A 26390-nucleotide genomic window follows, 5' to 3' on the forward strand; every position below is an offset into this window, starting at 1 on the left:
AGATTTTAGGGCGTACAACCGTGGTTGTACGCCCTAATTTAATTCCCCGCTTTCATGCGCAGGGGGGTGGCACTAAAGTGCTACACACCTCTTAGAACACGAGGCCGGCCATGAGGAAGCCGAACGGGATGGCGGCGACGAGGCCAAGGCAGCCCGGGAGGAAGAACGGATGGTTGATCACGTACGTGCCGGACCACTTGCCCATGAAGGAGCCCGTGTCGTCGCAGGAGATGGCGAAGGCGGAGGTCGGGTAGACGTTCGTGACGAAGATGCCCGAGACGGCCACGAAGCAGGCGAGGATCATCGGGGCGTCGCAGCCGAGGCTGGCGGCAACCGGGACGAGCAGGGCCGAGGTGGCACCCTGCGAGAAGAGCAGAGCGGACACGCAGAAGAAGGCGAGGGCGAGGAGGCCCGGGTACTGGCCGAGGAGGACAGTGGCCTGTTCCTTAATCGTCGGGATGTAGATGCCGATGACCGTGGAGGCGAGCCAGCAGATGCCGAGAATCACGACGAGAGATTCATAACCGCCCTTGAAGATCGAGGAGTTCTTGATCTTGGTGAGCTCGACGTCGCAGAACCAGTACATCAGCATCGAGATGAAGAGCATCGTGATGACGATGATGTCGCGGGAACCGAGGGTGTGGCCGATTTCCTTCTTGAAGAGGAGCATGGCAACGATGAACACCACGGAGAGGAGGAAGATCACGACGGAGAGCTTGGCGCCCTTCGGAAGCGGAGCTTCACGCTGTTCCTGAGAGGACATGGCGACGAGACCGGCCTTCATGCGGGCCTGGAAGATCGGGTCCTTTTCAAGGTCGACGCCCTGGAAGGCGGAGATGAGCGAAGCGACGGCGGCGCCGAAGAGGCCGGCCGGCAGAATCACGCAGAGGACCTGGCCGAAGGAGACGCCCATCGTTTCAACGACAACCCACATGGCGGCGGTGGCGGCCGAAATCGGGGAGGCGGAAATGGCGATCTGGGAGGCGACGACGGCGGAGGTCAGCGGCTGGGACGGACGAACGCCGTTCTGCTTGGCCACTTCCTGAATCACGTTCAGGATGGACATCGTCGTGAAGCCCGTGCCGGAGAGGATCGTCAGAAGGAAGGCGATCGCCGGAGCGAGGATGTTGATGTACTTCGGATTGGCGCGAAGAACGCGGGAGGCAACGCGAACCATGTAGTCCATGCCGCCGGCAACGTGCATGACGGAGCAGGCGAAGAGGACGGACATGATGATGAGGATCACGTCAAGGGGCATGGGACCCGGCGGGATGCCGAGGCAGAAGACGGCAATAGCCATGCCGAAGCCGCCGGCCATGCCGACGCCGATGCCGCCGAGCTTGGCGGCGTAGATGATGCACGCGAAGAGCAGTGCAAAGTGAATGTAGACCATACGATCTCCTTTGGCTGTGGAATCCCGCATCCCGGAGGACAGGGGAACCTGTAAATCTTTGTTATACGTGCGCACCTTATCCGACCCGTCGCCTTAAGTCAACGGGGCAAACGCGGATAAAACGGGTTGAAAGCGCTTCCTGAGGGTAAACGATCCATAGGGTTAACCCGCTGCCAAAATAATTCGATGATCTTTGCAAAGCGCTCTGCGACAGTCGTTTCAGGCGGAAAATCGGTCCGATTTTTCCGTGTTTTTCGTGTCGCTTTGAACTTCTGGGTATTTTCCCCTAAAAGTGACGCCGTGAGGCCTTTTGGGGACACCGGCGGGGCGTCGGGGAGAGTGGCCGGAGGGGATGCGGAAGTCGTGTTTTGGGCGCGGTTTCGCCTCAGAATTGCGTAGTTTTCGGTAGTTTTTCGAGAGTCGTGAGGAGTCGCGGGAAATGTTTCAAGGCATTTCGGGAAAGGCGGGCGGACACGAAAAAGGCGCCGCGTCCACGCTTCGGGAGGCGGCGCCCATGATGGGAGCGGTGCGGGTCAGGCGGCTCTGGTCTCGGGCCAGCGCTCGTTCATCCAGACGGTCATGATGTCGGCGCAGCGCACGGCGGCCTCCTCGATCTCCTCGGGCGTGACCTGCGTCTCGGGCGTGCAGAGAATGCGCATGAGAAGGGGGCCGCGGAGCATCTCGATGAAGCGGGCGGCGGCCTCCTCGAGCTCCTCGATCGGGGCGTCGACGTGGTTCTGCAGGACTCGGGCAAAGCACTGGTAGCTCTTCTTCACGCCCTCGCGATAGAAGAACTCGCCGATGTCGCGGCGGGCGAAGGACTGTGCGAAGACGAGGCGGCAGGCGCCGACGGCGCGTTCGGTGAACATGCCCGTGAGGAAGATGCGGCCGAAGGCCTCGAACTCCTCGCGCAGGCTGCGGCCGGGATGATAGTCGCTCACGTAGGCCTGATAGACGTCGTCGGCCATCATGCCGAGGGCGGCGAGGAAGAGCCCCTCCTTGTTGCCGTAGACCTGGTAGATTACGGTGCGCGAGCCGCCCGAGCGTTCGATGATGCGGGAGAGGGACGCGCCCTCGTAGCCGTACTCGATGAAGACGTCGATGGCGCAACGAAGGAGCTCGACCGCACGGTTGCGGCCTCTGGGTGTTTTCGGAAGTCTGTCGGTCATGTCTTGTTGCGGGTCCTGGTCAGCGGATCCCGATTGAATCGGTTGTGGGCCGGATTCCGTGCATTGTACCCGAGCGGCGCCATGCGGGAATGGCGGCGGGATTCGGGATGCCTCTAAAATGGTGTGATTCTCACCGACCGTCCGAGAGACCGCATGCGCCCGCTTCATTTCGCTCGAGAGCTTCTTCTCCTCGCCGCAGCCTTCCTGCTGCACGCGGGCGAGACGTTCGCGGGCGTCATCCTCACGCCCGAGCAGCTCGAGGCGCAGCCGCACAAGCCCGGCGTCGTGCGCTTCGGCTTCCTCAAGCCGATGAAGGCCTATGGCGACAACAACTACCAGCCCGGCGAAGCCGACATCCGCAGGCCGCTGATGGAGCATCTTGAAAGGACGATGCCCGACGTCACCTTCCAGTTCGTCGAATATCATCTTCCCGAGCTCTATGCGGCCGCAAGGTCCCAGAGGATCGACTTCGGGCTCATGAGCGCGGGCCACTACGTGGAGCTTCGCCCCTACGGCGCCTATGCGCTCGGCACTGTCTTCACGAGCCGCTTTCCCGATCCGAACCGCTTTGCGGGCGCGCTCTTCGTGACGACCGACAGGCATCCCGAGATCAGGACGATCGCCGACATGAAGGGCCGTCGCGCGGTGCTCAACTCGAAGGCCAACTTCATCAACTACCAGATTCCGATGGCCGCGGTCGCCGACGCGGGCTTTGATCCCGACGACTTCTTCAAGTCCGAGATCATCACGCACGACCAGCCTCAGCTCACCGTCGAGAAGCTTTTGAATGGCGATGCCGACGTCTCAGCCTTCCGCATCTGCGAGTATGAGGCGCTCCTCGAGAAGTGGCCCGAACTCGAGGGCCGGCTGCGTCCCGTCGCCCCCGCGCACGAGAACACGCGCGCCTGCCTGCGTTCGACGTCGCTCTTTCCCGGCTGGACCGTTGCACGCACCTCGAGCCTCGTCGAGCCCGCCATGACGAAGCGCATGGTCGAGGCATTGATGTCGATGCCCGTCGATCCGAAGAGCGGCATGGGCTTCAGCGTCGCGACCGAGTTCGACCGCGTCGACCGTGTCTTCAAGACGCTCAGGATTGGTCCCTACGCCTACCTGCGCGAATGGACGCTCGAGCGCATCTGGCAGAAGTATTCGGCCGTCGTCGTGACGGTCGTGCTCCTGCTCCTTGGCGGCTTCGTGCATCTTCGCATCGTCGAGCGTCAGGCGCAGGCCCGTGCGCGCGAGCTCAACGAGGCCTATGTGCGCCAGCGCGAGATCGAGAGCAAGGCGATCGAGACCGAGGAGAGGCTGCGCGCCATGTCGAGGCTCGGCGTCGTGAGCCAGCTCTCCTCCATCTTCGCCCACGAGATGGGCCAGCCGCTTTCGGCCATCCGCTACCGCACCCGCGCCATGCAGGCCCTGCTGAGGCTTCCAGAGCTCAAGAAGGGCATGATGGAGGACTGCCTCAGGACCATCGAGGAGCAGAGCGAGCGCGCCGCAGGCATCCTGCAGAAGGTGCGCGCCTACGCCAAGGGAGAGACCTCAAGGCTCGCGCCCGTAAGGCTCGACCTGCTTGTCGAGGCGACGATCGCCGATCTGAGGCAGTCGGGCAGGATCGCGTGTCCCGTCGAGGTCTCGACCGTCAGGGCTGTCGTCACGGGCGACGAGCTCGAACTCGGGCTTGCCGTGCTCAACATCCTCAAGAACGCCGCCGAGGCGGTCGGCATCGACACCGATCCCGGCATCGCCGTCGCCATGCAGGTCTCGGAGAGGAGCGTCGTCCTCGAGGTGAGGAATCGCGGTGCCGTGGTCGATCCTGCCGAATTCCAGAAGCACATCACCGGCGCGCCGAGCAGCAAGACGGGCGGCACGGGACTCGGCCTCATCATCATTCATTCGATTGCGGAGGCCCACGGCGGAAGCTTCGCGATCAGGCCGTTACCCGAAGGCGGCGCGCAGGCCCGCCTCGAGCTACCGCTCGAAGCGAAACGGGACGGGATCGAAGGAAAGAAGGGAGACGCTTTATAAAGTCGAGCCGAGAAAGCCCGCGGTTTTAACCGCCGGGCTGATAGGCGCTCAAACCCTTTTCGCACAAACTCGTGCGAAGCATGCGTTCTCGAAAGGACGGTGTAGGATTGAAGTCATGAAAGCAAACATCGCCTACAAGTTCGAACTGATGCCTACCCGGGAGCAGAAGCGAATCTTCGCTCAAGCTGTCGGGTGTCGGCGTTTCGTGTGGAACAAGGCGATAGAACTGCAGAAGCGGTGCCTAGAACAAGCGGTTCCTTTTCTCAAGTACACGGAGCTGGCTGGGCGGTTGATGCTGTGGAAAAAGGAGGTTCTTCGCAGATTTAATCACTTCCGCGGAATTCCCCATCCAATGCGAAGCGTTGGGTGGGGATGGATAGCGGGCCGAGCGTCAGCTCGGCAATTTCTGCCCTTGAATATCCCGCTTTATGACTCTATCGAGCGTCCGTCTCCGACAGAAACAGCGTAATAGCTATTGGACCAGAATCGATTTCTCCAAAGAAATGGAGCAATGGCTTTTGCATGTGTTTGGCGAATCGCTCTAGTGGTCGCCGTTTTGATGCGGTTGACAAGATCGGAAATCGCATAGCGAGGCGGAATGGAAACCAAGAGGTGGATGTGATCAGCCTCTCCGGAAAAATCGAGAATCCGAATCTCAAGTCGATCCAGAATGCGGTGTAGAACTTCCTGTATAGTACTGAATATGGCTCTTGTGATTGCTTTCATCGATAAGCTACAACCAGTACCAAATGAATGTTGATGTTGTAGACGCAGCGAAGGTTGGAAACAGAATATCAACCTCGGCAAGGTCAATAACCAAAACTTCGTGAACATTCCCTTCAACCGCCTGATTCACATGATTCGCTACAAGGCGGAGGAGTACGGGATCAAGGTGATCGTTCGAGAGGAACGCTACACTTCTCGCCAGTCGGCGCTAGATTTTGATCAGCTCCCTAATTACGGGGATAAAAATGCGAATCTTGTTCCGAGCTCGGGCAAGCGAATTGGTGGGCTCTTCATTCGATCGAATGGTCAAAAAATCAACGCCGATGTGAACGGATGCTTGAACATCGGAAGAAAAGAACTCGGTGATGGCTGGCTCAAGAAGCTTGGAGGGCTGTTTGATGCAGCCCGTTACTGCCCGTATCGGGTAGTGACTAGAATGGGGGTTCCGCCCCCGACACCCCGGCGTTCGCCGCCACGTGGCTCGGGGAAAAGGCGGGCGTTAACGCCCTTGCTTTCCCCGAACCACAGGCTATTTGCGCTGAATCACCTCGTCAATCTGCTTTCGCGGCATATGCTCGGCCTAACGGCCTGCGCTATTCCACGACAGTTTGACGATTCGATTCCGCGCGGGAATTACCCACATGAAACCGCGAAATGCCATAATCTTTGGGGCATGGAGAGGGACGCCGTCTCGAGCTCCTCTCCCGACCGATTTCCCTGACCAAAGGAGAACAGATCATGAAGCGCGTCTGGGAGGATGTCAAGAAGAAGGCAGCCGACGAGCCGCTCATCCGCATCGTGGACGACGAGGACGAGGTCCGCGAATCGCTCGGATTCATGCTTGAGTGCGAGGGCTTCAGGACGGCGTCCTACGCCTCGGGCGCCGAGTTTCTGAGGGACTTCGATTCGGGAAGGCCGGGCGTCGTGCTTCTCGACGTGCGCATGCCCGAACTTTCGGGCCCCGAGCTTCAGCAGCGCCTCAACGCCATGCACTCGAAGGTTCCCGTCGTCTTCATCACGAGCTACTCGGACATTCAGGCGGCGATCGACACGCTCAAGGCGGGCGCAGCGGACTTCCTGCTCAAGCCCGTGGATCCCGAGAAGCTCATCACGCTCGTGAGGATCCTCACGGAGCGCTCGACCCTTGCGGCCGAAGGCGCAGAGGTGCCCTCGAGCCTCGCTTCGGCCGTCGCGTCGCTCACCGACCGTCCCAGGCGCGTGCTCGAACTCATGATGCAGGGCCTCGACAATGCGGCCATCGCCGAGCATCTCGGCCTGTCCGTGAGGACCGTCGAGGTGCACCGCGCCGCCGTCTACAAGGCGCTCGGCGTCCACAGCGTCAGGCAGTTTCAGAAGCTCATGCCCGACCTAGGGAAAATACTCGGTGAGGCGGGCCCGACCTCTTGACGGCGCCAAAAGTACTTAAGCAAAACGCCGAATAATCTTTGGGTCATGGAGAGGGACGCCGTCTCGAGCTCACCTCCCGACCGATTTCCCTGACCTAAGGAGAACAGATTTTGAAGCGTGTCATTCTTGCCGCCGCCGTTGCGATGTGCTTTGCTCCGGCCTACGCCGCCAACCAGACCTACACCGTCGACCTCGTCGTGGTCGGTGCCGGTGCAGGCGGTTCCGTCGCAGCTCTTTCCGCCGTCGAAGGCGGCCTCAAGACCCTCCTTCTCGAAAAGAACGCCTTCGCGGGCGGCGCCGGCAACTTCATGGAGGGCTCGTTTGCCGCCGAATCCTTCATGCAGAAGGAAGCGGGCGTCAAGCTCACGAAGATCCAGGCCTTCAACGAAATGGCCGCCTACCATCACTGGACCATCAACGCGCCGCTCGTCAAGGCCTTCGTCGATGAATCCGCCGAAACGATCCAGTGGGTCTGGGACCACGGCGTGCACTGGAAGGAAGTAAAGACCGCCTGGCGTGAAAAGGCTGACAAGACCTGGCACATCTATCCGAGCGCCGGCTCCCTGCCCAAGGCCATGATCGAGCAGTTCAAGGCCAAGGGCGGCCAGCTGCTTCTCCAGACGCCGGCCGAAAAGCTGATCTTCAAGGACGGCAAGGTCACGGGCGTCATCGCCAAGAACAAGAAGGGTGACACGATCACCGTCAACGCCAAGAACGTCATCCTGGCCACGGGCGGCTACTCCTTCAACACCGAGATGGTGAAGAAGTACTCCGGCATCGACTCCGTTCCGGTTGGCGCTCCGGGTCGTACGGGCGACGGCATCAACATGGCGTTTGAAGTCGGCGCCGTCGGCGACAACATGGGCCCGATGATGCTCAACGGCGCATTCATGCCCGCCGAAGGCGAAGCCATCTGCAACGGCGCCAATAAGGAAGTCCGCGCGCTCTTCCGCCAGGGCCTCCTCTATGTGGACGCCGTGGGCAACCGCTTCTTCAACGAAGAACTGACGATCGACTGGCCTATGTCTTCCAACGCCATCGCCCGCACCGGCGAATGGACCTACATTGTGTTCGACGAGGCCACGAAGCGTGAATTCTCCACGAAAGGCAAGGGCTATCCGAATCCGTGCGGCAACTTCATTCTCCGCCATCAGGCCGCCACGCAGCTCGACGAGCTCCTGAAGGCCAACGAAGCCAAGGGCAACGTCTTCATCGGCAACACGATCGAAGAAGCCGCCAAAAAGGCCGGCATGGATCCGAAGGTCCTCAAGGCCACGTGCGAAAAGATGACGAAGTACGCCAAGCAGGGCAAGGACGAACAGTTCGACAAGGCCCCGTACTACCTGCGCGGTATCTCCGAAGGTCCGTTCTACATCGTCCGCGGCAAGCTCAATACGCTCACCAGTCTCAACGGCGTCAAGGTCAACGCGGGCCTGCAGGTTCTCGACAAGAACGACCACGTCATTCCGGGCCTTTATGCCATCGGTCATGACGCGGGCGGCGTGTACGGCGAAGCCTATGACCTGAAGATCGGCGAAGGCACCGCCTCCGCATTCGCCATCAACTCGGGCCGCATGGCCGTCAAGACGATCCTCGGCAACAAGTAACCGCGGTTAATCGGCGACATGAGGCAGGCCGTTCCCCTGGACCTGCCGCTCCCCAAAGGATCTTCCTGCGCAAGCGGGAAGGTCCTTTCGATTTCTCGGAAGGCGTACAATCGTCAGACACCAAGACCATTGTTCAAAAAATGGAGAACCCCAAATGGCTCTGCTTCTTCAAGACCGTCTTCTGCCCGGCGTCGCCGAACTCGTGCCCGAGCTCGAGGAGATCCGTCACGACATTCATGCACACCCCGAGCTCGGCTTCGAGACCGAGCGCACCGTGGGCCTGATCTGCGACTATCACAGGAAGAGCGGCATCGTCGAGATCGACACGGAGCTCGTCAAGGGCTGCGTCATCGCCGTGATCGAGGGCAGCCGTCCCGGCCACACCATCGCCATCCGTGCCGACATGGACGCCCTGCCGATGAACGACGGCTGCGGCAAGCCCTGGGCGAGCACGGTTGCCGGCCGCGGCCACTGCTGCGGCCATGACGGCCACACGACGTGGCTTCTCGGCGCCGCCCGCTGGCTCGCCGCGCACAACGACTTCCCCGGCCGCATCGTGCTCGTACACCAGGCCGCCGAAGAGGCCGGCACGGGTGCGAAGGCCCTCGTCGAGGCGGGCCTCATCGAGAAGTACGGCATCGAGGAGATCTACGGCGGCCACACCGAGCCCAATCTTCCCAAGGGCGTGATCGGCTTCAAGCCGGGTCCCCTCCAGGCCGCGAGCGACAGCGTCTACATCACGCTGCGCGGCAAGGGCACGCACGGCGGCCGTCCGCACCTCGGCGTCGACCCGATTCCCGTCGCCGCCCAGATCGTGACGGCGCTCCAGACGATCGTCTCCCGCAAGGTCGACCCGATCGAGTCCGCCGTCGTCTCCATCTGCTCGATCAACTGCGGCAACTTCAAGGCCAACAACGTCGTGCAGAGCGAACTGACGATGAGCGGCACGGTGCGCACCTTCCTGCCCGAGATCCGCGACCTCGCCGAGGAGAACATCCGCGCGATGGTGACGGGCATCGCCACCGCCAACGGCTGCACGGTCGAGCTCGTCTACGACCGCATGATCGGCTCCGTCATCAACGGCGAGGAGCAGACGATCGCCGCCCACGAGGTCACGAAGGCCCTGCTCGGTGAGGACAACGTCCGCATCATCCGTCCGTTCATGTCGAGCGAGGACTTCTCCGAGTACCTCAACCGCATCCCAGGCGCGATCATCCGCGTGGGCATCCGCGACGAGGAGCACCAGGTGTCGCTCCACAATCAGCAGATGGACTTCAACGACGAGGTCCTCCCCGTCGCCGTGAGCGTCGTGGCCAACATGGCCGTCAGGCGCCTCGAGGCGCTCGCCGCCCGATGAGATCCTGAACAAGGATCGGCATTGAAAAGGGGCGTCCGATCTGCATGAACGGGCGCCCCTTCTTCGTGGGTGCGGGCGTTGCGCGCAGCTTTCTTTTCGAGATCCGGATCAGACGAAATGCACGATGAAGAGCATCACGGGCAGGGCCGGGATGATGCCGAGTGTGGTCACGCCGATCGCTCTTGAGGCGAAGCGCTCGTCGCCGCCGTAAGTGCGTGCGAGAACGGCGATGACCGACGAGACGGGCAGGGCGGCGGCCGCGACGAAGACCTTGCGCATGATGGGCTCGAGGTCGAACGGGATCGTGACGAGGTACATCACGAGCGGGCGGATCACGAAGCAGGAGAGGAGCACGAAGACGAGTTCGCGGGGCATGCGCTTCATCTCGGAGACGCCGATTTTGAAGATCGTCATGCCGATGAAGAAGAGCGCGAGCGGCGAGGTGACGGAGCCGAAGCTCTTCACGGTGGCCGCGACGAAGTGCGGGATCGGAATCGAAAGGACGACGAAGGCGATGCCGACGATGAAGGAGAGAAGCGGCGGCGAGAAGAGCATTCTGACGCTCTTCATAGAAACGAGCTTTGGACGCGCGCCGCCCGTCTTCGCGACGCCGTCGGTCTGGATGGCGTAGAGGCCGACGGTCCAGATGAAGACGCAGTTGGCGAAGAAGTAGACGAGCAGGTAGGGAATGCCTTCTTCGCCGAAGAGCGCGGTCGTCATGGGCACGCCCACGAAGAGCACGGTTGAGCCCGTGAAGGCCGCGGTGAAGGTGCCCGAGAGCTCCCTGCGCACGAGGCCGAGCCTGATGAGCGCGAGCGAGATGAGAAGGTTGAGGCAGACCGTCACGAACGGCAGCCAGGCCATGCCGAGGAGCTCGACGAGCTGGTCGTGCGTGAACTTCGTCGTGACGGAATTGAAGAGGAAGAACGGAATCGAGAGATTCACGATCTTCGCCGTCGTGATGCGGCCCGTGTCGTCGAGCTTGCCCGTTTGGGCGGCAAGCCAGCCGATCCCCGCCGTGAGGACGAGGACGAGCACGTTGGAGATCGTATGAAGCAGTGCGTCGGACATTTCGTATGTCGTCTTGTAGGAATCCGAGGATCAAATGATTGTAACAGCACGAGGATTCCTTATCCTCAGGACGGACACCTGCGTCGAAATCGGCGGCGGGGATCCTGATCAGGACGTCGTGCTTCGGGCGGGCGCGAATTTTTCCCGCCCGCAAATCGGTGCGGGACGCGGGCTGCGGTACAATAAGCGGCCGGCGGCAACGCCCGCCTGTCTCCGTACGTCATCTCTGGAAAACCCCGGTCATGCTCACGCAGCTCGTCCTCATCACGCTTCTCATCATAGGCGCGGCGTACTTCGCCATGTCTGAAATCGCCCTCGCAGGCTCCCGCAAGGTGAGGCTCGAGCGCATGGCCGAAGAGGGCGACCACCGCGCCAGGCTCGTTCTCAACCTCAAGGAGAATCCGGGTTACTTCTTCTCGGTGGTGCAGGTCGGCATCAACGCCGTGGCCATTCTCGGCGGCGTGGTCGGCGAGGCGGTCTTCACGGACGTCTTCGCCGCAGTGTTCGCCTACGTCGTGCCGCCGGAGGCCCTCACGCCCGTCTCCTTCTTCTGCTCGTTCCTGCTCGTCACGATTCTCTTCGTGATGTTCGCGGACCTCATTCCGAAGCGCGTCGCCATGAGCTGCCCCGAAAAGGTGGCCGTGCGCTGCATCAGTCCGATGGTGACGCTCATCATGCTCCTCAAGCCGCTCGTCTGGCTCCTGACGGTGCTCGCCAACGCGATCATGCGCATGATGCGCGTGCCGCTCAACAACCAGGACCAGATCACCAACGAGGACGTAATCGCGACGGTCGAGGCGGGCGCCAAGGCGGGCGTCATCGCGCCGCTTGAGCATACCGCCATCACGAACATGATGGGCCTTGAAAACCATCTGGTACCCAGCGCCATGACGGCCCGCGACAGCATCATCTACTTCAGCCTCGACGAGAGTGACGAGAGCATCCGCGAGAAGATCTCGCTCACGCCCCACAACAAGTTCCTCGTCGTCGACGGCGACATCGATCACGTTTTGGGCGTCGTCGACGGGAAGCAGCTCCTCAAGCTCTATGCCGACGGCGAGTCCCTCTCGATCCGCAAGCCCGGCATCGTGCAGCCCATCATCACGATCCCCGACTCGCTCACGCTCACCGAGACGCTCGACCTCTTCAAGAAGGAGAGCTCCGACTTCGCGGTCGTCATCAACGAATACGGCCTCACGGTCGGCATCATCACCCTCAAGGACATCCTCTGGCCCGTGATGGGCAACTACGACGTCTGGGCCGACGACCAGCTCCTCGTCGAGCGCGCCGACGGCACCTGGCTCGTTGACGGCTCGACGCCCGTCGACGACATCGAGCGCGAGTTCGGCATCGAGAGCATGCCCGAGGAGGAGACCTACGAGACGGTCTCGGGCTTCATCATGTACATGCTCCGCCGCGTACCCAAGCGCGGGGACTTCGTCGAGTATGCGGGCTACCGCTTCGAGGTCACCAACATGGACGGCTTCCACATCGACCAGGTGCTCATGCGTCGTGCGGACCACCACGTCAAGCACGCCGACAAGGCCGAGAAGGTCGAGAAGGCCCCCGAGGGCGGCGCCGACGCATCCGCCGCCGACCAGATCAATCCGGGCGGCACGAAGTGACGGGCGCCGTTCGCCTTATTGCGGGCCGCTGCGTGCGTGAGCGGCACGCGGGCGCCAAATGCACCGCCTGCGCCGACGCCTGTCCTGCACGCGCCCTCTCGTTCGAAGGGGCCGCGCTTCGCATCATCTCGCCCGCCTGCGAGGGTTGCGGCGCCTGTGCCGCGGCCTGTCCGCGCGACGCGCTCGAGCTGCCCGGGGCGGGCTGGCGCGAGGCCGTTGCGGCCGTGCCTTCCTCAGGCGTTCTCGAATGCCGCTGCAGTCATGCTGCTCAGGGGCCGGGCACGCCCGTTCCCTGCATCGGAGGCCTTTGTGCCACGACGAGGCTCGAGCTTCTTCGGGGCGGGCTTCGCACGCTCAGGATCGCGACGGGCGTTTGCGAGGGCTGTCCTGCCGAGGTGCGGTGCGAAGGCGTCACGCTGCGGAACGCATTCGTCAGGGATCTCAGGGAGATGGCCGGGGCCTTCGGGCGCACGGTTGACGTCGTCTTTAGCACCGAGCCCGTTCCCGAGGTCGACGGCGGCCGCCGTCATCTTCTGGGCATCGTCGTCAGAAAGTCCACCGCGCCCGTTTCGCCTGAAAGGATTGCGGAGCACGCGCCCGACAAATCCGCGGGCCACCTGCTTGTGACGGAGGGCTCAAGGCGCAGGCTCATGGCGGCAAGGGGGCTTCTTTCGGGCATGCAGGATGCCGAAGGCGTGCGCGCTGCGAAGGCAGCGTGCCTTGCCGGCCTCAGGGTGCCTCAATTCGATTCGGAAAAGTGTACGGCCTGCGGGCTCTGCGCCGCGGCCTGTCCCCAGTACGCGCTCTCGGCGAAAACCGAGGGCGAAGGCTTCACGATCGCGGCTGTCGAGACGGCCTGCACGGGCTGCGGCCTCTGCGCCGACATCTGCACGTCGAAGGCGGTCTCCTTCGGTGCGCCCGACTCGGCTGACGCCTGGCTTTCGGGAAGACCGGTCGTCAAGCTCGCCGTGAAGGGGAGAAGGCGCGCGTCCGCTTGGGAGGGAATCGTGGAGCGAAGCTTCACGTCGGGATACTTCAACCGATAACTGAACAAGAAAAGGGGGCCTGACATCCGGAAGATGCAGGCCCTTCCTTTTGTGAGGCTTCGTCAGGGGCGTCAGCGGATCCGGCCGATCGCTTCGCAGAGCGCGCGGTGGCACTCGTTGAGCGTGGGGATGGCGCCTTCACCGTCGATGAAGCTCTGCACAGAGATGTCGTCCGACTCGGCGATCTCGATGCGGTCGGGTGCGGCCCCCTGGAAGGCCAGGAGCATGTTCCTGAGACCGTCGACGATGTGCAGCGGCGTGCCCACGGGGGCGGAGATTCGCACGAATCCCATGTCGTCGCGCTTGATGCTGAAGCCGATGCCGTTGGCGAGAAGCGCCACGACGCTGTCGGCGCTCCAGAAGACGCTCCCGATCGATTCGGGGTCGTGCAGTTCGGAGTGCACGCGCACGAGGTCGTCGAAGGCGACGCGCAGCGCCATGGCGCCGTCGCGGAACTCGAGTCTGTTGAGGGCGTTGATGCCTGTGAGCACGAAGTTCTTCTTCACGAGAATGCCGAAGTCGGACTCGACGTCGGCTCGCGCGTCGGCAAACTGCTTGGGCGTGATGCGCACGTTGACGAGCTCGGGCTGGTGCTTGAGCCACATGATCACGTCGTCCATCGTGCGGCAGACGCGGTTCTCGCTCTTGAGGCGGCCGTTTTCAAAAAGGCGCACGAACCACTCGAACGAGTTGTGCCAGGCGTTGTACTTGTTGACGAAGTCCTCAAGGATGTCCTCGGGCACGTTCTTCGTGCCGAAGGTCTCGTAGATGCGGTGCACGTCGATCACGGCGACGGCCGAGACGTTGAGCCCCGTGCTCATGTGCTCCTCAAGCGCATCCCTGAAGGGCACGATTCGCAGTTCGCGGCGAAGGTTGATGACGCCGAAGAGGACTGCATAGACGCGCCAGCGCTTGGTATCCTTGGAGAAGAAGCGAAGCCGCTCGGAGATGTCCTCCACCATCTCGGTGTTCCACAGGAGTCCGTAGGAACGCTCGTTCCAGATGAGGACGTGACTGACGAGCGCCTCGAAGTAGGCGCGCATCACGCTGTAGACGATCTCGTGATGAAAGCTCATCACCGAAACGCGCAGCGAACTGTCTTTGAGAAGGAGCGTTTTCATGGTGGAAAACCGTGTTGTGCCGCGTTGAAGTGCCGTTTTATTGAAAACTTCAATTTGACAAGTGGATCCGAAAGAAACCGGCTTGAAAACACTTTAGCCTGTTTTGAGCGTCATTGTGTCGAAAACGTGCCCGAAACGCGCATTTTCTTGCAAAAAAGACGGGAAAGTCCCGATCCCGCGCTCGTTTTCAGACCGCCCGTCACAGAGGCGGGCGGAAATCGTCACATTGATTCGGGCTGAACGAGTCCGAGGCGGCGTGCGGTCTTTCTGAGGGCGGCGGCCCACCACTTCGCGAAGACGGGCGGGACCTCGTCCTTCTTGGTGCGCAGGATGAGGCGCTCGGGCGGCAGGTCGAAGGGGGCCGAGAGGAGCGCGAGAGAGGAGCGCAGGCCCGGCTGCGTCATCGCGACGGCGCGGGGCACGATCGTCCAGCCCACGCCTCTGGCGGCAAGCCCGATCGCCCACTGTGCGCCGTCGACCTCCCAGACGTCGGGGCTCACGGTGATCGGGGACTCCGACTCGCTGTCGCGGGCGTTGACGACGATCTGCCGCACGCCCTGAAGTGCCTCGATCGAGGGGCGCTCGACTGCCGCGAGCGGATGCTTCTTCGAGACCGCCACCGCGCGGGGCGCGAGTCCGATGAGATGCTCCTCGCACTCGGGGTCGGGCCTCGAGGAGAAGATGACCGCCATCGTCATGTGCGAACGCCGGAAGAACCAGTTCGACTCCGAGCTCGAGATGTTCTCGAGCTGCAGGCGCGCCGACGGGAACTGGCGCGAGAAGTCGCGCAGCAGATCAAGGAGAAGCGGCAGCTCGAGCGCCATGTCGATGCCCATGTAGAGAAGGGGCTCGGGCAGCCTGAAGAGCTCCGAGGCGCGGCTCTCGAACCGCTCGGCCTCCCTGAGCACCCGCAGGGCGCCGGGCAGGAGCTCCTCGCCCGCAGGGGTGAGCTTCGCGGGCGTGCCTCTCACGAAAAGCCTGATGCCGAGCTCGTTCTCCATGCCCGCAATGTGGGTCGAGACCACCGACTGGCTGCGCCCGAGAGCACGGGCCGCGGCCGAAAAGGTGCCCTGCGCCGCAACGGCGGCAAAGCTCCTCATCTCTTCGATCGAAATCGTCATGACTGAAAACGCTCCGTTTTGAATGGGACCGAATGCCCGAAGTCCGCCCAGGACGGGCGATGGCGCTTTCAGTCTATCAAAAATCCGATGGAATCCATCTTGAGAGATCGAATTTTGAATGAGAAAATGACGGTGTCCTGACTACCCACGCAGGTCCTTATGTCGATACAAGAACAAAACACCACTCGTCTTTCCAATCAGAACACCCTTCACAACAGCCCGAAGAAGGCTCCGGACAGCACGCCGCAGCATGATGCGAAGATGCGCCGCAGGCTCTTCGCCGCGCGCGCGGGCTTCTTCACCGGCGGCTTCACCGTCGCGAGCTGGGCGCCCATCATTCCCTTCGTGCAGACCGAGCTTTCGCTCGAACCCGCGGTGCTCGGCACGCTGCTCTTCGGCCTCGGCATCGGCTCCTTCTTCGGCATGCCGATTGCGGGCACGGTCTCGACGCGCTTCGGCAATCGCGCGGCGCTTGCCGCCTCGGGCGTGCTCTCCTGCCTGCTGCTCGTCGTGCTGGCGATGATTCCGGGTTTCCGCATCGAGTGTGCGGCCCTTCTTCTCTACGGCGTCACGCTCGGCTGCCTCGAGGTGAGCGCGAACATCTACGGCGCGCAGCTTGAGAAGGAGGCGGGGCATCCCCTCATGTCGGGCCTTCACGCCGCGTACTCCGTGGGCGAAGTCGTCTCCGCGGGCGCCATCACGGGCCTGCTCGTGCTCGGCGTGCCGCTCCTCTGGGTCGTGGGCGGCCTGATGGTCGTGCTCGCCGCCGTTCTTCTGTGGGCGCTTTCGGGCGTCTCCCCCGCCGAGGGCCGTTCGGCTGTGAAGAGCGAGGGCATGGTCTTTGCGCCCGCCAGGGGACGCATCCTGATGCTGAGCCTCGTGTGCATGTCGGTCTTCCTCGCCGAAGGCGCCATGCTCGACTGGTCCGCGATCTACGTCCACCAGGTGGGCGGCGTCGACCTCAAGGCCGCAGGCGTCGGTTACACGCTCTTCGTGATCGCGATGGCCATTGCCCGCCTGATGGGCGACCGTATGGTCGAGCGCTTCGGCCGCGCCCGCGTGCTCGTCACGGGCATGCTGCTCAACATCGGCACGCTCGTCGCGATGGTCCTCACCGACAGTCCGGTCGTGCTCTTCGCAAGCCTCTTCGTGATGGGGCTGGGCATCGCCAACATCGCGCCCGTGCTCATCTCCGCCGCCTCGTCTGTCAAGGGATGCGATCCCACGGCCGCGATCACGACCGTCACGACGATCGGCTACGGCGGCCTGATGGCCGGCCCCGCTCTGCTCGGCTTCATCGCCCAACACAAGTCGCTCGAGACCGCGTTTCTCTTCATCGCCGCGCTGCTCATGATGGCGCTTCTCAACGAAATCCGCGTGAGCAGGCAGCTCACCGCGAAATCTTGAACCGCCGTCAGGCGTAGAATGTGAGTCTCCCGCCGCAGGCGGGCCCGGGACGCCGCCTTCACACAAGCGTGAGGCGGCGTCTTCGACTTGCGTGCGCACGCAAATTCTGCGTCATCCAACCCACAGCCAGCCAAAAAAAGACAAAATGAAGAGCGACGTCCATCGTCCCGTAGACCTCCGGGCCTTCCTCATCTGCGTGGTTCTCAGCATGATCTGGGGCTTTCAGCAGACCGCCATCAAGGCGAGCGCGCCCGACATCGGCCCCCTGATGCAGGTGGCCCTGCGCTCGGGCGGCGCGGCCTTCCTGCTCTGGTGTGCCAACCGCTTCTGGCTCAGGGAGAAGTGGAACATGAACGTGAAGTTCACGGACGCCCTCAAGGTGGGCTTGGGCTTTGCGGGCGAATTCTTCTTCGTGGCGCTCGGCCTCCAGTACACGAACGCCTCGCACATTTCGGTGCTGCTCTACACGGCCCCCTTCTTTGCGGCGATCGGGCTCTCGATCAAGCTCCCCGAGGAGCGTCTCTCGGCCATTCAGTGGGCGGGCCTCGTGACGGCCTTCACGGGCATTGCGACCGCGTTCCTGCTGCCCGTGTTTCTTTCGGGGAGTGCGGTGCCCGAGGGCGAGATGTGGCTGCTCGGCGACTTCTTCGGCCTGATGTCGGGCTTCTGCTGGGGGCTCACGACGATCTCGATGCGCGCCACGACGATGAACGAGGCGCCCGCCTCGCAGATGCTCTTCTGCCAGCTCGCCTCGGGCTTCGCGGTGCTCCTGCCCTGCGCGATCCTCTTCGGACAGACGCACATCGGGCTCACGCCCCTCATGCTCTCGTCCATGGGCTTCCAGACCTTCGTCGTGGCGTTCGCGAGCTACCTCGTCTGGTGTCAGCTCCTCAAGCAGTATCTGGCGGCAAGGCTCGGGATCCTCGTCTTCATGACGCCGCTCTTCGGCGTGCTCTTCTCGGTCTTCATCCTCGGCGACAGGATCGGACTGCCGTTCGTGGCGGGCTCGCTCCTCGTGCTCGCGGGCCTCTTCATGGTTCAGACAAAGCACATTGGCCTCGTGCGCCGCAGAAGGCGCATGTCCGCGCAGGCGGACAAATAGCAGAGGAAATCCGACGGAAAACGAAAAAAGGCGGCTTTGTGAGAAGCCGCCTTTCTTGTCTTGGTGCGCCCTGCTGGACTTGAACCAGCGACCAAGCGATTATGAGTCGCCTGCTCTAACCGACTGAGCTAAGGGCGCAGGAGCGCGAATTGTATCATGAGGCCTCGGCAAGATCAAATGCCGTCTCAAGTCCTGGGGGCGTCGCGCACCGGCGGGAAGGCGTTTTGCGACGGGATGGGATATCATACGGGGACCTTTCCACATACAGGCTTGAGACATGAGCGACACTACCGAATGCCGCATGGTGACGGGCGGCGAAATCGCAGACGAACTCTCGGACGCGTTTCCGGACATTCCGACGAGCAAGGCGCGCGACGCGTTCCGCACCATCCTCCATGCGATGCAGAACGCGCTGATTCGCGGCGACCGCATCGAGATCAGGGGCTTCGGCTCCTTCGCACCTCGCTACCGTCAGGGCGGCATGCGCCGCAATCCGCGCTCGGGCGAGAAGGTCTACGCCCCCGCACGCTGGGTCGTGATCTTCAGGGCCGGCAAGGACCTGCGCGAGGCGATCGACGCGCGCACGGAACGAAAGGCCTGATTGCGTCCTGACGATCCGAATCAAACGAAACGAAGCCCCTGCACCTTGCGGTGCGGGGGCTTCGGCTTTTCCGGGAACCGGTCCCGTGTGCTCGGGACCGGAGGTTCGGTGCATTACGCTGCGTTGGCGGCGCCGGTTGCGTCCTGCTTGCCGCCCTTGAAGAGGCGGCCGACGCAGTGGTAGACGACGAGCAGCGCGAGCACGATGAGCGCGATGGCGATGATGGCCTGCAGACCGTGCGTCATGAAGACGAAGGTGCCTGCGCTCCAGGCGGCGGCGATCTTGAGGAGCGCCTGGACGAGGGCCGTCATCGTGACGACGAACATGACGGTCATCGGAACCCACAGCATCCAGCCCTTGCGGCCCGTGCTCTGGAGGAACACGGCGAGCGCGGTGAGGACGAGGGCGCCGAGGAGCTGGTTGGCGGAGCCGAAGAGCGGCCAGATGTTCATGTAGCCGGCGAGGCAGAGGAACCAGCCGCCGCCCAGCGTGAGCAGCGTGGAGACCCAGGTGTTGCTGAGGAACTTCGCAACGGGGCCCTTTTCCCTGCCGTCGGTCGTGGCGAAGAGCTCTTGGAAGCTCATGCGGCCGATGCGGGCAACGGCGTCGACCGTGGTCATGGCGAGGGCGGAGACGCACATCGTCAGAACGCAGGCGGAGATGTCGGCGGGGAGCCCGAAGGTGTTCGTCAGGAAGCCGGCAACAGCGCCCGAGAAGAGCTGGAACGGGGTGCCCGAGGGCAGCTGGCCCGTCGTGGAGGCGGCGGCGCAGACGATGGTCAGGGCAAGGGCGCCGAGGACGCATTCGACGAGCATGGCGCCGTAGCCGACGGGACGCATGTCGGTTTCATTGGCGATCATCTTGGAGGACGTGCCGGAGGACACCAGGCTGTGGAAGCCCGATATGGCGCCGCAGGCGATCGTCACGAAGAGGATCGGGAAGAGATCAAGCCCCTTCACCTCCCAGCCCACGAAGGCGGGCATGTTGATGGTCGGGTTCGTCACGAACACGCCGACGACGCCGGCGATGATCATGCCGAAGAGCAGGAACATCGAGAGGAAGTCACGCGGCTGCTTGAGGATCCACATCGGCATCACGGAAGCGGCGAAGGCGTAGAGGAAGACCACGACGCGCCAGGTGTCGGCATCGGCGTAGATCGGCCAGGCGATGCCCATGGCGAGCATGGCGATCATCATGGCGATGCCGACGGCGAGCTGCAGGCCGCTCGAGGGCTTGACGTACTTCTGGAAGAGGCCGAAGATCACGGCGCCGACGATGTAGATCATGGAGATCGAGGCGGCGGCAGCGTTGGGCATGTTCTGTTCGCCTGTCTTTGTGAAGCCGTTGAACGTTGCGGCGATCATGTCGGCGAAGGCGGCGATGACGAGAAGCGTGAAGAGCCAGCAGAAGGCGAGGAAGAGCTGGCGGCCGAAGCGGCCGACGTACTGCTCGATGATCATGCCCATGGACTTGCCGCCGTTCCTGACGGAGGCGTAAAGAGCCGTGAAGTCCTGGACGGCGCCGAAGAAGATGCCGCCAATGATGATCCACAAAAGCGCGGGAAGCCAGCCGAACATGGCGGCAATGATGGGACCCGTGACGGGACCGGCGCCCGTAATGGACGTGAACTGGTGCGCGAAAACGGAGAGGCGGGAGGCGGGCTGATAGTCCTTGCCGTCGTTGCGAAGCGCGGCGGGTGTTTTGGCGTTCGGATCGATGCCCCATGTCTTTTCGAGCCAGCGACCGTAGAAGTGGTAGCCGAGCCAGAGGCAGACGATCACGACAGCCATGAGAGTGAGACCGTTCATCTGTAGATCATCCTGAAAAGTTGTTCTTGTATGTCGGGAGGTCGAGAGGGCCTCCTTCATTTGCTACTCTAAATGCCTGTCGCACAGAGGTGACTAGGCTCTTTGCCTTATAAGGCATAGGGCTTAGGGAGAAAGCCTCATGGATGTTCAGCCTAGGCGGCTTGAGGAAAGCTGGCCCTTCCTTGGAACATCGGCTTATCCCGAAAGTGTCGCCTATAAGTGACGGTCAAATGAAAACGCTCGTCGGGAGGTCGTTTTCGGGCGGTCGTCGCTCGAAAACGCATCGGACGTGCGCCCGAAGGGGCGCGGGAGGCGGATATTGCGGAAATCTATCGGAGGATGTTCGCCCTGAGTTTTTCTTGAGGGCGAGAAGGGGATTTCTGCACCGTGAAGGGGAGCGGCGCGAGGCGTTGATGGTGCGTGCGCACGCAGATGGTACGCGGGGGAGGAAAGGAAAAAATCGGGCCGGCTCCCTGCAGGGAGCCGGCCCGATCAAGCACTGACGGCTGGCAAGAATTACTTCTTGAGCGTGACGATGCGGTTCGTGTCGACGACTTCGAACGTGTCGCCCGTCTTCACGAGGCCGCGGACGTCGGTGAGCTCGGCCGGGATCGACCAGGCGTTGACGACCTTTTCAGCGGCCACGTCGATTTCGACGAGGACGTTGTGGTTCTTGGAGACGGCGAAGAGGCTGCCGTTCTCGTAGACCATGCCGGTCACGTAGAGTTCGCCGAGCGTGCGGCCTTCCTTGAGGTCGGCGGACGGGACGAATTCACCGGAGAGCATCCAGTCGGACATGAGGGCCTTCGAGATCACGAAGGTCTTCTTGTTGCGGTTGTCGGGCACCGTGGCGGTGTAGACGTAGCGGCCGTCGGAGGCGGCGGAGTGCACGTAGGAGAACTTGGCGCGTTCAGTGCCGACGCGGGCGCGGCCAAGACCGCCGACATGCTCGACCTGGGTGCGGCCGGCCGTGAAGTTGCCCCAGTTCTTGACGTCGTCGCCGTTCGGGGTGAGACGAGCGCGCAGGAGCGACTTGTTGGAGCCCATGAGGATGAAGGCGTCGTCCTTGTACGGCGTGATGGCCACGAGGTCGAGGACGTTGGCGGAGTACCACGGATCATAAGCGGCGGAGACGACCGGCTTGAGGGACTCGTCAAGAGCCCAGAAGCTGTACTTGGAGCCGATGAGGTACTGGCCGTTGATCTTCGAGATCGTGTTGACCTTGGCGTCCACGCCTTCGATCGGACGGATGTTCGCGATCGAGAGGGCGCCGGTCAGCTTGACGGGCGCGTCGGCGGCGTCATGCTTGAACTCGATGCCGAGCTTGGCGGCATTGGGCTTGTAGGCGAAGTCGGGATCCTTCACGTTGCGCTTGCCGAGGAAGTCGATGCCGGACCACATGCCTTCCCAGCTGTCCGAAGACCAGATCACATACTTCGGGTTGAAGGAGAAGCGGACCGGGTCACCCTGGCCCCAAAACGGAGGAACGCCGGTGGACCAGAGGGCCTGGAAGCAGTTCGAGGCGATGATGGCCGTGACGATGCCGAAGGCGACGCGGTTGAACTTCGTCATCGGACGGAAGGCCTTGCCCTTGAATTCGGCCACGAGGGCGTCGAAGCGCGGGGCGAGGTAGACGGCGAGACCGAAAAGGAAGACGACGCACCAGAAGACGATTTCGGCCCAGAACTGGGTGTGGATGCCGAAGACGTCAAGACCGAAGCCCTGGCCGACGTCACGCATGGCGTGGTTGCCGTAGTGGCGGAAGCTCATGTAGAGGCCGACGGCAGCCATCACGAGCATCGTGGCGAGGTACTTGGGCTTGAAGCCATAGCGCACCATAAAGAGCGCGACGACGCCGATGTAGGCCATTTCCTGACGCTGACCCCAGCACAGCGTGCAGGGAGAGTCGCCCATGAAGTAGCCGAGGATCACGTTGGCGATGCCGACGGGAAGAAGAACGATGAGGAGACCGCCCCAGCAGATGAGGTCGTAGAAGGTCTTGGCCTTCGAGATGTCCTTGTCGTTGACGGGAAGAGCATAGTTCGTCATGATCGGCTCTCCTTAGATGTTGAGGACGCCGAGGATGGCGTTGGAGACGTGACCGACGTACATGAGGACGACGACGGCCCAGGACACGATGAGGAGCCCCCACGCAAGCTTTTCCTTCTCAGGCTTGAAGATGAGAAGCAGCATGGCGGCGGTGAGCATAAGAAATTCCAGGAATTCCATGATCAGCCTATAAGGTTGAGTACTTCGAGCCCGCCGTATCAGGCGGGGAACGGAAATGCACCAAGGAAACATGTACTGCATCGTTGCATAACGCAAACCCCTGCAACACAGTGTTTCTTGACTACGCAGGCCGTGGATTATATACAATGGGCGGGGCTAGGGAGAATGCCGTAGCGTGTATGCGGTACGAACTTTGTATCTCACGCAAACGGCTCTTGCACAGCGTTTTCACCCGCAATGCGTCCGAACGTGAAGACGTCGGAGAGGGCGTTGCCGCCCATGTAGTTTGCGCCGTGGACGCCGCCCGTGACCTCGCCCGCGGCGTAGAGGCGGGGGATGACGCGGCCGTGTCGGTCGAGCACTTCGGCCCGCGGGGTGATGGCAATGCCGCCGAGCGTGCAGTTGACGCACATGGTGACCTTGGCGCCGTAGAAGGGGCGTCGGGCGATGCGGTGCATGAGGACGACGGCCCTGCGGCCGACGGGGTCGTGCCCCGTTTCGACGGCTTCGTTGTAGGCTTCGACGGTGGCGACGAGGGCTTCGGCGGGGATCTGAAGCAGGGAGGCGAGTTCGGGGATGGAGTTCGCCTCGAAGGCGTCGCCGCGCATGAGGGCGCGGTCGAACATGGCGCGCGAGAGCGTGCGCATGGCCGAGTAGCCGTTGGCGTCGAGAACGGGGAAGGCGATGCCGCCGGGCTGGGCGAGGACGGCGGCGGAAAGCTTCGAGCTCGGGCTGTCCTCAGCGATGAAGCGTTCGCCCGCGCGGTTGACGAAGATCATGCGCTCGACGGTGGAGGCGGCGCCGATGAAGCGGCCGTCCTCCGCGCTGCCGGGGAGAAGCTGGAAGAAGTCCATGCCGACGGCGGCCGCGCCGATGTCCTCGAGCGGCGCGATCAGGTCGCCCGTGGTGCCGGGCAGGTTCGTCGAGCGAAGGTGCCCGAGCCTCGGGGCGAAGCGCCCGACGAGTTCGGCGTTCGCGCCGAATCCGCCCGTGGCCACCACGACGCCGCGCCTGGCGCGGATGAAGAGGCGCCGTCCGTTCATGCGCTCGGCTTCGACGCCGAGGACGGGGCCCTCGAGCCCGTTGCGGATGACGCGCAGCACCTTCGTGCCCGTTCTGATCGAGACGCCAAGCTCGCGGCACTTGAAGAGGAGCGGACGGATGTAGCCCGAGCCCTCGGGTTCGGACGGACTGTGCGTGCGGGGCCAGAGGGAGCCGTAGACCTGATAGACGCCGGGCTCGAACCGCACGCCGAGCTCCTTGAGCCAGGCGAGCGCACGGGGCGCACCCGTGGCGACGGTCTCGACGAGCTTCGGATCCGCACACCAGCGGCCCGTCTCGAGCATCTGGCGGGCGTGCAGCTCGGGCGAGTCCTCGATGCCGAGCGGCTTCTGGACCGCGGGGTCGACCGCATTGAAGGCGTCGGCAAGACGCGTGTTGCCGCCCACGTCCTGGGTCTTCTCGAGGACGACGACGTCCTTTGAAATGCTGCCCGCCATGACGGCGGCGGCAAGACCTGCGCCGCCCGCGCCCGCAATCACCACGTCGTGAACCTCGCTCCAGCGGACGGCGTTCGCATCGGCCGCGAGCACGGCGGGTGCGGCAGCGGCTGCGCCCGCCGAGACGGCGGTCTTGAGCAGGGTTCGGCGGTCGATCTTGAGGTCTTCGGGCATGTGGCTCCTGTGCTGGGCAAGTGGAAGGGACAGAAAGTTTCGGCCGCATGGTCCCGACTCTCCGTACAATAGGAGTCCGGGCCACACCCGAAATGCGTTCCACAATGATAAGTCAATCCCGAACACCTGCAGGAATCCTCCGCACGCTCACCGCCATCCTCTGCCTGGCGGCCATTCTGATGTCCGTGACGGGCTCGTCGGCATGGGCGGCGCCCAGAGTCGTGCGCGTCGTCGGCATCCAGGACGGCATCTCCGATTCGCAGGCCGACTACTTCAGGCGCACGATTGCCGAACTCAACGACCTCACCGAGGACCGCATCTTCGTGACGAGACCCATTCCCGCCGCCTCGAGCCTTGACCTCAACGCCTATCAGGGACTCGACTTCGCGATCGTGAGTCCGCGCGTCTTTGCGCTCCTCGAGCGCTACAACGGCTTCATTCCGATGGCGTCGCTGAGCGTGGACATCCCCGACTGTGAGCCCGGCGCCGAGCTTCGCCCCGTCGTCTCCGCGCTCGTCTTCGCGACGCCCGACGCCGATGAGGACGGTCTGGCGAAGCCGCACCTGAGCGACATCGCGGGCGAGACCGTCACCGTGGTCAAGGGCGACGAGGTCGACACGACCTTCCTCCTTCAGAACGAGCTTTCGAGCCGTCGCCTAGCGCCCGTCAAGGTGCGTGTCGCCTCCGATGGCGGGACGCCCTCCGAGATCATCAGAAGGGCGGTCGAGCGCGGCGACAAGCTCTTCGCGGTCTCGACCGACCTATTGCGCGAGACGAGTTCCGACCTCTTCAGCGGCTTCGTCAAGGTCGACATGCGCGTCGACGACGAGACGGGGCTCGTGAGTTCCGTGACCCCGATGCCGGGACGCGTGTTCGCGGCGGGTCTTTCGGTCGCGCGCATGGGGCTGCTCGAATTTGCCGCAACGCTCTTCGCGCTTGACATCGCTCCCGACATCCGCTGGGTGCGTCCTGCGGACTATCGCTCCGTGCATCTGGCGGCCGAGCGCATGCGCGATCCCGTCTACATGAGCTATCAGACGAAGACGCTTCTCGAGGAGATGCGCGAGCACGCCGCCTGGGTGATCCTCGCCGCGGCGATCCTCATCGGCATGATCTGGCATTCGGTCGCGGCCGAGCGGCTCGTGCGTCGCCGCAGCGCCGAACTCATGGAGACGGTCAAGCGCCAGCAGGCCTCCGAGCGCCAGTGCGAGGCCCTCGAGCGCATGACAGCCGTCTCCCAGATGTCGAACATCGTGGCCCATGAGCTCAGGCAGCCGCTCGCCGCCGTCACCAACTTCGCGATGGGCGTCAGGCGCCGCATCGCCAACGGCACGCTCACCGCCGACTCGCTCGAATTCGCGCTCGGCAGGATCCTCGCCGAGAACGAGCGCGCGAGCGACATCGTCGAGCACGTGCGCGACTACGCCCGAAAGCGCCGCCGCCAGATCACCCCCGTAGACCTCACGCAGATGAGCGCCATCGATGCGCGCCTCCAACGCCAGGGTCTCCTTCGAGTCCGAGGTGCCCGCAGGCCTCTTCGTCGAGGGCGATTCGCTCGAAATCGAACTCGTGCTCAGAAACCTCGTGAAGAATGCGGGCGAGAGCGCCGCACAGGCGGACGGGGTGCCCCGCGTCGTTTTGGCGGGCGAAAGGATAGGCGATGAAGTCGTCATCACCGTCACCGACAACGGTCCCGTGAGGACGAAGGCCGAGATCGACGCCTTCCTCGTTCCTCTCAGGAGCGAGAAGTCGGGCGGCCTCGGACTCGGCCTTGCGATCGTTCGCCGCATCATCGAGGCCTACGGCGGTACGATCGTCTTCGACGTCGTCGAGCCGCAGGGCGTCAGGGTGGAGGCGAGGCTTCCCGCCCGCCCCGATCTCTGAGCCTCAACACCAAGAAAA

The 26390-nt window shown here is 63.1% G+C and carries 22 protein-coding genes, 1 tRNA gene and 1 pseudogene; 13 read left to right on the forward strand and 11 right to left on the reverse strand.

Annotated features, from left to right (window positions below; translation table 11 throughout):
* Positions 1-91: 91 nt before the first annotated feature.
* Both HMPREF9465_RS10400 and HMPREF9465_RS13490 read right to left on the reverse strand, forming a co-directional pair.
* Entirely contained in the window at positions 92-1393 is a 1302-nt protein-coding gene (locus HMPREF9465_RS10400) for an anaerobic C4-dicarboxylate transporter (protein ID WP_005436757.1), read from the reverse strand.
* A gap of 533 nt (positions 1394-1926) precedes the next feature.
* Positions 1927-2562 (reverse strand): TetR/AcrR family transcriptional regulator, encoded by a 636-nt coding sequence (locus HMPREF9465_RS13490; RefSeq protein ID WP_005436759.1) that lies wholly within the window; start codon positions 2560-2562, stop codon positions 1927-1929.
* 153 nt (positions 2563-2715) lie between these two features.
* Here HMPREF9465_RS13490 and HMPREF9465_RS10410 point away from each other — a divergent pair, with 153 nt between their 5' ends.
* Both HMPREF9465_RS10410 and HMPREF9465_RS10415 read left to right on the forward strand, forming a co-directional pair.
* Complete coding sequence (locus tag HMPREF9465_RS10410) at positions 2716-4587, forward strand: sensor histidine kinase (RefSeq protein WP_005436761.1); 1872 nt, start codon at positions 2716-2718, stop codon at positions 4585-4587.
* Positions 4588-4702: 115 nt separating this feature from the next.
* The gene (locus HMPREF9465_RS10415; protein WP_038007682.1) at positions 4703-5056 is read left to right on the forward strand and encodes a helix-turn-helix domain-containing protein; all 354 of its coding nucleotides are present in this window, start codon (positions 4703-4705) and stop codon (positions 5054-5056) included.
* Here the strand turns inward: HMPREF9465_RS10415 and tnpA are convergent.
* Entirely contained in the window at positions 5014-5421 is a 408-nt protein-coding gene (gene tnpA / locus HMPREF9465_RS14070; protein ID WP_081579498.1) for an IS200/IS605 family transposase, read from the reverse strand. The two genes, HMPREF9465_RS10415 and tnpA, sit on opposite strands and share 43 nt — an antisense overlap.
* Here tnpA and HMPREF9465_RS13310 point away from each other — a divergent pair.
* The 4 genes and pseudogenes from HMPREF9465_RS13310 to HMPREF9465_RS10430 all read left to right on the forward strand — a co-directional run.
* A pseudogene (locus HMPREF9465_RS13310) lies at positions 5378-6034 on the forward strand (zinc ribbon domain-containing protein); the annotation flags it as partial. The gene tnpA and the pseudogene HMPREF9465_RS13310 overlap by 44 nt on opposite strands.
* A 17-nt stretch (positions 6035-6051) precedes the next feature.
* Complete coding sequence (locus tag HMPREF9465_RS10420) at positions 6052-6720, forward strand: response regulator transcription factor (RefSeq protein ID WP_005436765.1); 669 nt, start codon at positions 6052-6054, stop codon at positions 6718-6720.
* Between the two features lie 110 nt (positions 6721-6830).
* Positions 6831-8327 (forward strand): FAD-dependent oxidoreductase, encoded by a 1497-nt coding sequence (locus tag HMPREF9465_RS10425; protein ID WP_005436766.1) that lies wholly within the window; start codon positions 6831-6833, stop codon positions 8325-8327.
* Positions 8328-8481: 154 nt separating this feature from the next.
* On the forward strand, positions 8482-9684 hold the full coding sequence (locus HMPREF9465_RS10430) for a M20 metallopeptidase family protein (RefSeq protein WP_005436767.1): 1203 nt from the start codon (positions 8482-8484) through the stop codon (positions 9682-9684).
* 108 nt (positions 9685-9792) lie between these two features.
* Here the strand turns inward: HMPREF9465_RS10430 and HMPREF9465_RS10435 are convergent, their stop codons facing one another.
* On the reverse strand, positions 9793-10755 hold the full coding sequence (locus HMPREF9465_RS10435) for an AEC family transporter (protein WP_005436768.1): 963 nt from the start codon (positions 10753-10755) through the stop codon (positions 9793-9795).
* A gap of 242 nt (positions 10756-10997) precedes the next feature.
* Here HMPREF9465_RS10435 and HMPREF9465_RS10440 point away from each other — a divergent pair, with 242 nt between their 5' ends.
* Complete coding sequence (locus tag HMPREF9465_RS10440) at positions 10998-12380, forward strand: hemolysin family protein (RefSeq protein WP_005436769.1); 1383 nt, start codon at positions 10998-11000, stop codon at positions 12378-12380.
* Positions 12377-13426, forward strand: coding sequence for a 4Fe-4S binding protein (locus HMPREF9465_RS10445; protein WP_005436770.1), 1050 nt, complete (start codon positions 12377-12379; stop codon positions 13424-13426). The genes HMPREF9465_RS10440 and HMPREF9465_RS10445 overlap by 4 nt, the downstream gene beginning before the upstream one ends.
* 71 nt (positions 13427-13497) lie before the next feature.
* Here HMPREF9465_RS10445 and HMPREF9465_RS10450 read toward each other — a convergent pair whose 3' ends face one another.
* Together HMPREF9465_RS10450 and HMPREF9465_RS10455 are read right to left on the reverse strand one after the other, a co-directional pair.
* On the reverse strand, positions 13498-14547 hold the full coding sequence (locus HMPREF9465_RS10450; RefSeq protein ID WP_005436771.1) for a hypothetical protein: 1050 nt from the start codon (positions 14545-14547) through the stop codon (positions 13498-13500).
* Between the two features lie 221 nt (positions 14548-14768).
* A complete protein-coding gene (locus HMPREF9465_RS10455; RefSeq protein WP_005436773.1) occupies positions 14769-15668 on the reverse strand; it encodes a LysR family transcriptional regulator in 900 nt (299 codons plus the stop codon).
* A 159-nt stretch (positions 15669-15827) separates the two neighbouring features.
* On the opposite strand from HMPREF9465_RS10455, the gene HMPREF9465_RS10460 reads away from it, so the two are divergent.
* Both HMPREF9465_RS10460 and HMPREF9465_RS10465 read left to right on the forward strand, forming a co-directional pair.
* Positions 15828-17075, forward strand: coding sequence for an MFS transporter (locus tag HMPREF9465_RS10460; protein ID WP_005436774.1), 1248 nt, complete (start codon positions 15828-15830; stop codon positions 17073-17075).
* A gap of 145 nt (positions 17076-17220) precedes the next feature.
* On the forward strand, positions 17221-18177 hold the full coding sequence (locus tag HMPREF9465_RS10465; protein WP_005436776.1) for a DMT family transporter: 957 nt from the start codon (positions 17221-17223) through the stop codon (positions 18175-18177).
* Positions 18178-18238: 61 nt separating this feature from the next.
* On the opposite strand, the gene HMPREF9465_RS10470 is transcribed toward HMPREF9465_RS10465, so the two are convergent.
* Positions 18239-18315: transfer RNA gene (locus tag HMPREF9465_RS10470), tRNA-Ile, on the reverse strand.
* Between the two features lie 139 nt (positions 18316-18454).
* On the opposite strand from HMPREF9465_RS10470, the gene HMPREF9465_RS10475 reads away from it, so the two are divergent.
* Positions 18455-18778, forward strand: a complete 324-nt coding sequence (locus HMPREF9465_RS10475) for an HU family DNA-binding protein (protein WP_005436778.1) — start codon at positions 18455-18457, stop codon at positions 18776-18778.
* 113 nt (positions 18779-18891) lie between these two features.
* Here HMPREF9465_RS10475 and HMPREF9465_RS10480 read toward each other — a convergent pair whose 3' ends face one another.
* The 4 genes from HMPREF9465_RS10480 to HMPREF9465_RS10495 all read right to left on the reverse strand — a co-directional run bounded on the left by HMPREF9465_RS10480 (position 18892) and on the right by HMPREF9465_RS10495 (position 24488).
* Positions 18892-20586 (reverse strand): carbon starvation protein A, encoded by a 1695-nt coding sequence (locus HMPREF9465_RS10480; protein WP_005436780.1) that lies wholly within the window; start codon positions 20584-20586, stop codon positions 18892-18894.
* A 516-nt stretch (positions 20587-21102) separates the two neighbouring features.
* The gene (locus HMPREF9465_RS10485; RefSeq protein WP_005436788.1) at positions 21103-22635 is read right to left on the reverse strand and encodes a disulfide bond formation protein B; all 1533 of its coding nucleotides are present in this window, start codon (positions 22633-22635) and stop codon (positions 21103-21105) included.
* Between the two features lie 12 nt (positions 22636-22647).
* The gene (locus HMPREF9465_RS10490; RefSeq protein ID WP_231289389.1) at positions 22648-22794 is read right to left on the reverse strand and encodes a dihydroneopterin aldolase; all 147 of its coding nucleotides are present in this window, start codon (positions 22792-22794) and stop codon (positions 22648-22650) included.
* Positions 22795-23015: 221 nt separating this feature from the next.
* Positions 23016-24488, reverse strand: a complete 1473-nt coding sequence (locus HMPREF9465_RS10495; protein ID WP_005436790.1) for a flavocytochrome c — start codon at positions 24486-24488, stop codon at positions 23016-23018.
* 104 nt (positions 24489-24592) lie between these two features.
* On the opposite strand from HMPREF9465_RS10495, the gene HMPREF9465_RS10500 reads away from it, so the two are divergent.
* Complete coding sequence (locus HMPREF9465_RS10500) at positions 24593-26152, forward strand: histidine kinase dimerization/phospho-acceptor domain-containing protein (RefSeq protein ID WP_147645354.1); 1560 nt, start codon at positions 24593-24595, stop codon at positions 26150-26152.
* On the forward strand, positions 26073-26372 hold the full coding sequence (locus HMPREF9465_RS12920; RefSeq protein WP_231289391.1) for a sensor histidine kinase: 300 nt from the start codon (positions 26073-26075) through the stop codon (positions 26370-26372). Before HMPREF9465_RS10500 ends, HMPREF9465_RS12920 begins: the two co-directional genes overlap by 80 nt.
* Positions 26373-26390: the final 18 nt, after the last annotated feature.

Origin of the sequence: Sutterella wadsworthensis 2_1_59BFAA, from assembly GCF_000297775.1 — a bacterium.
GTDB classification, from domain to species: Bacteria; Pseudomonadota; Gammaproteobacteria; order Burkholderiales; family Burkholderiaceae_F; genus Sutterella; species Sutterella wadsworthensis_A.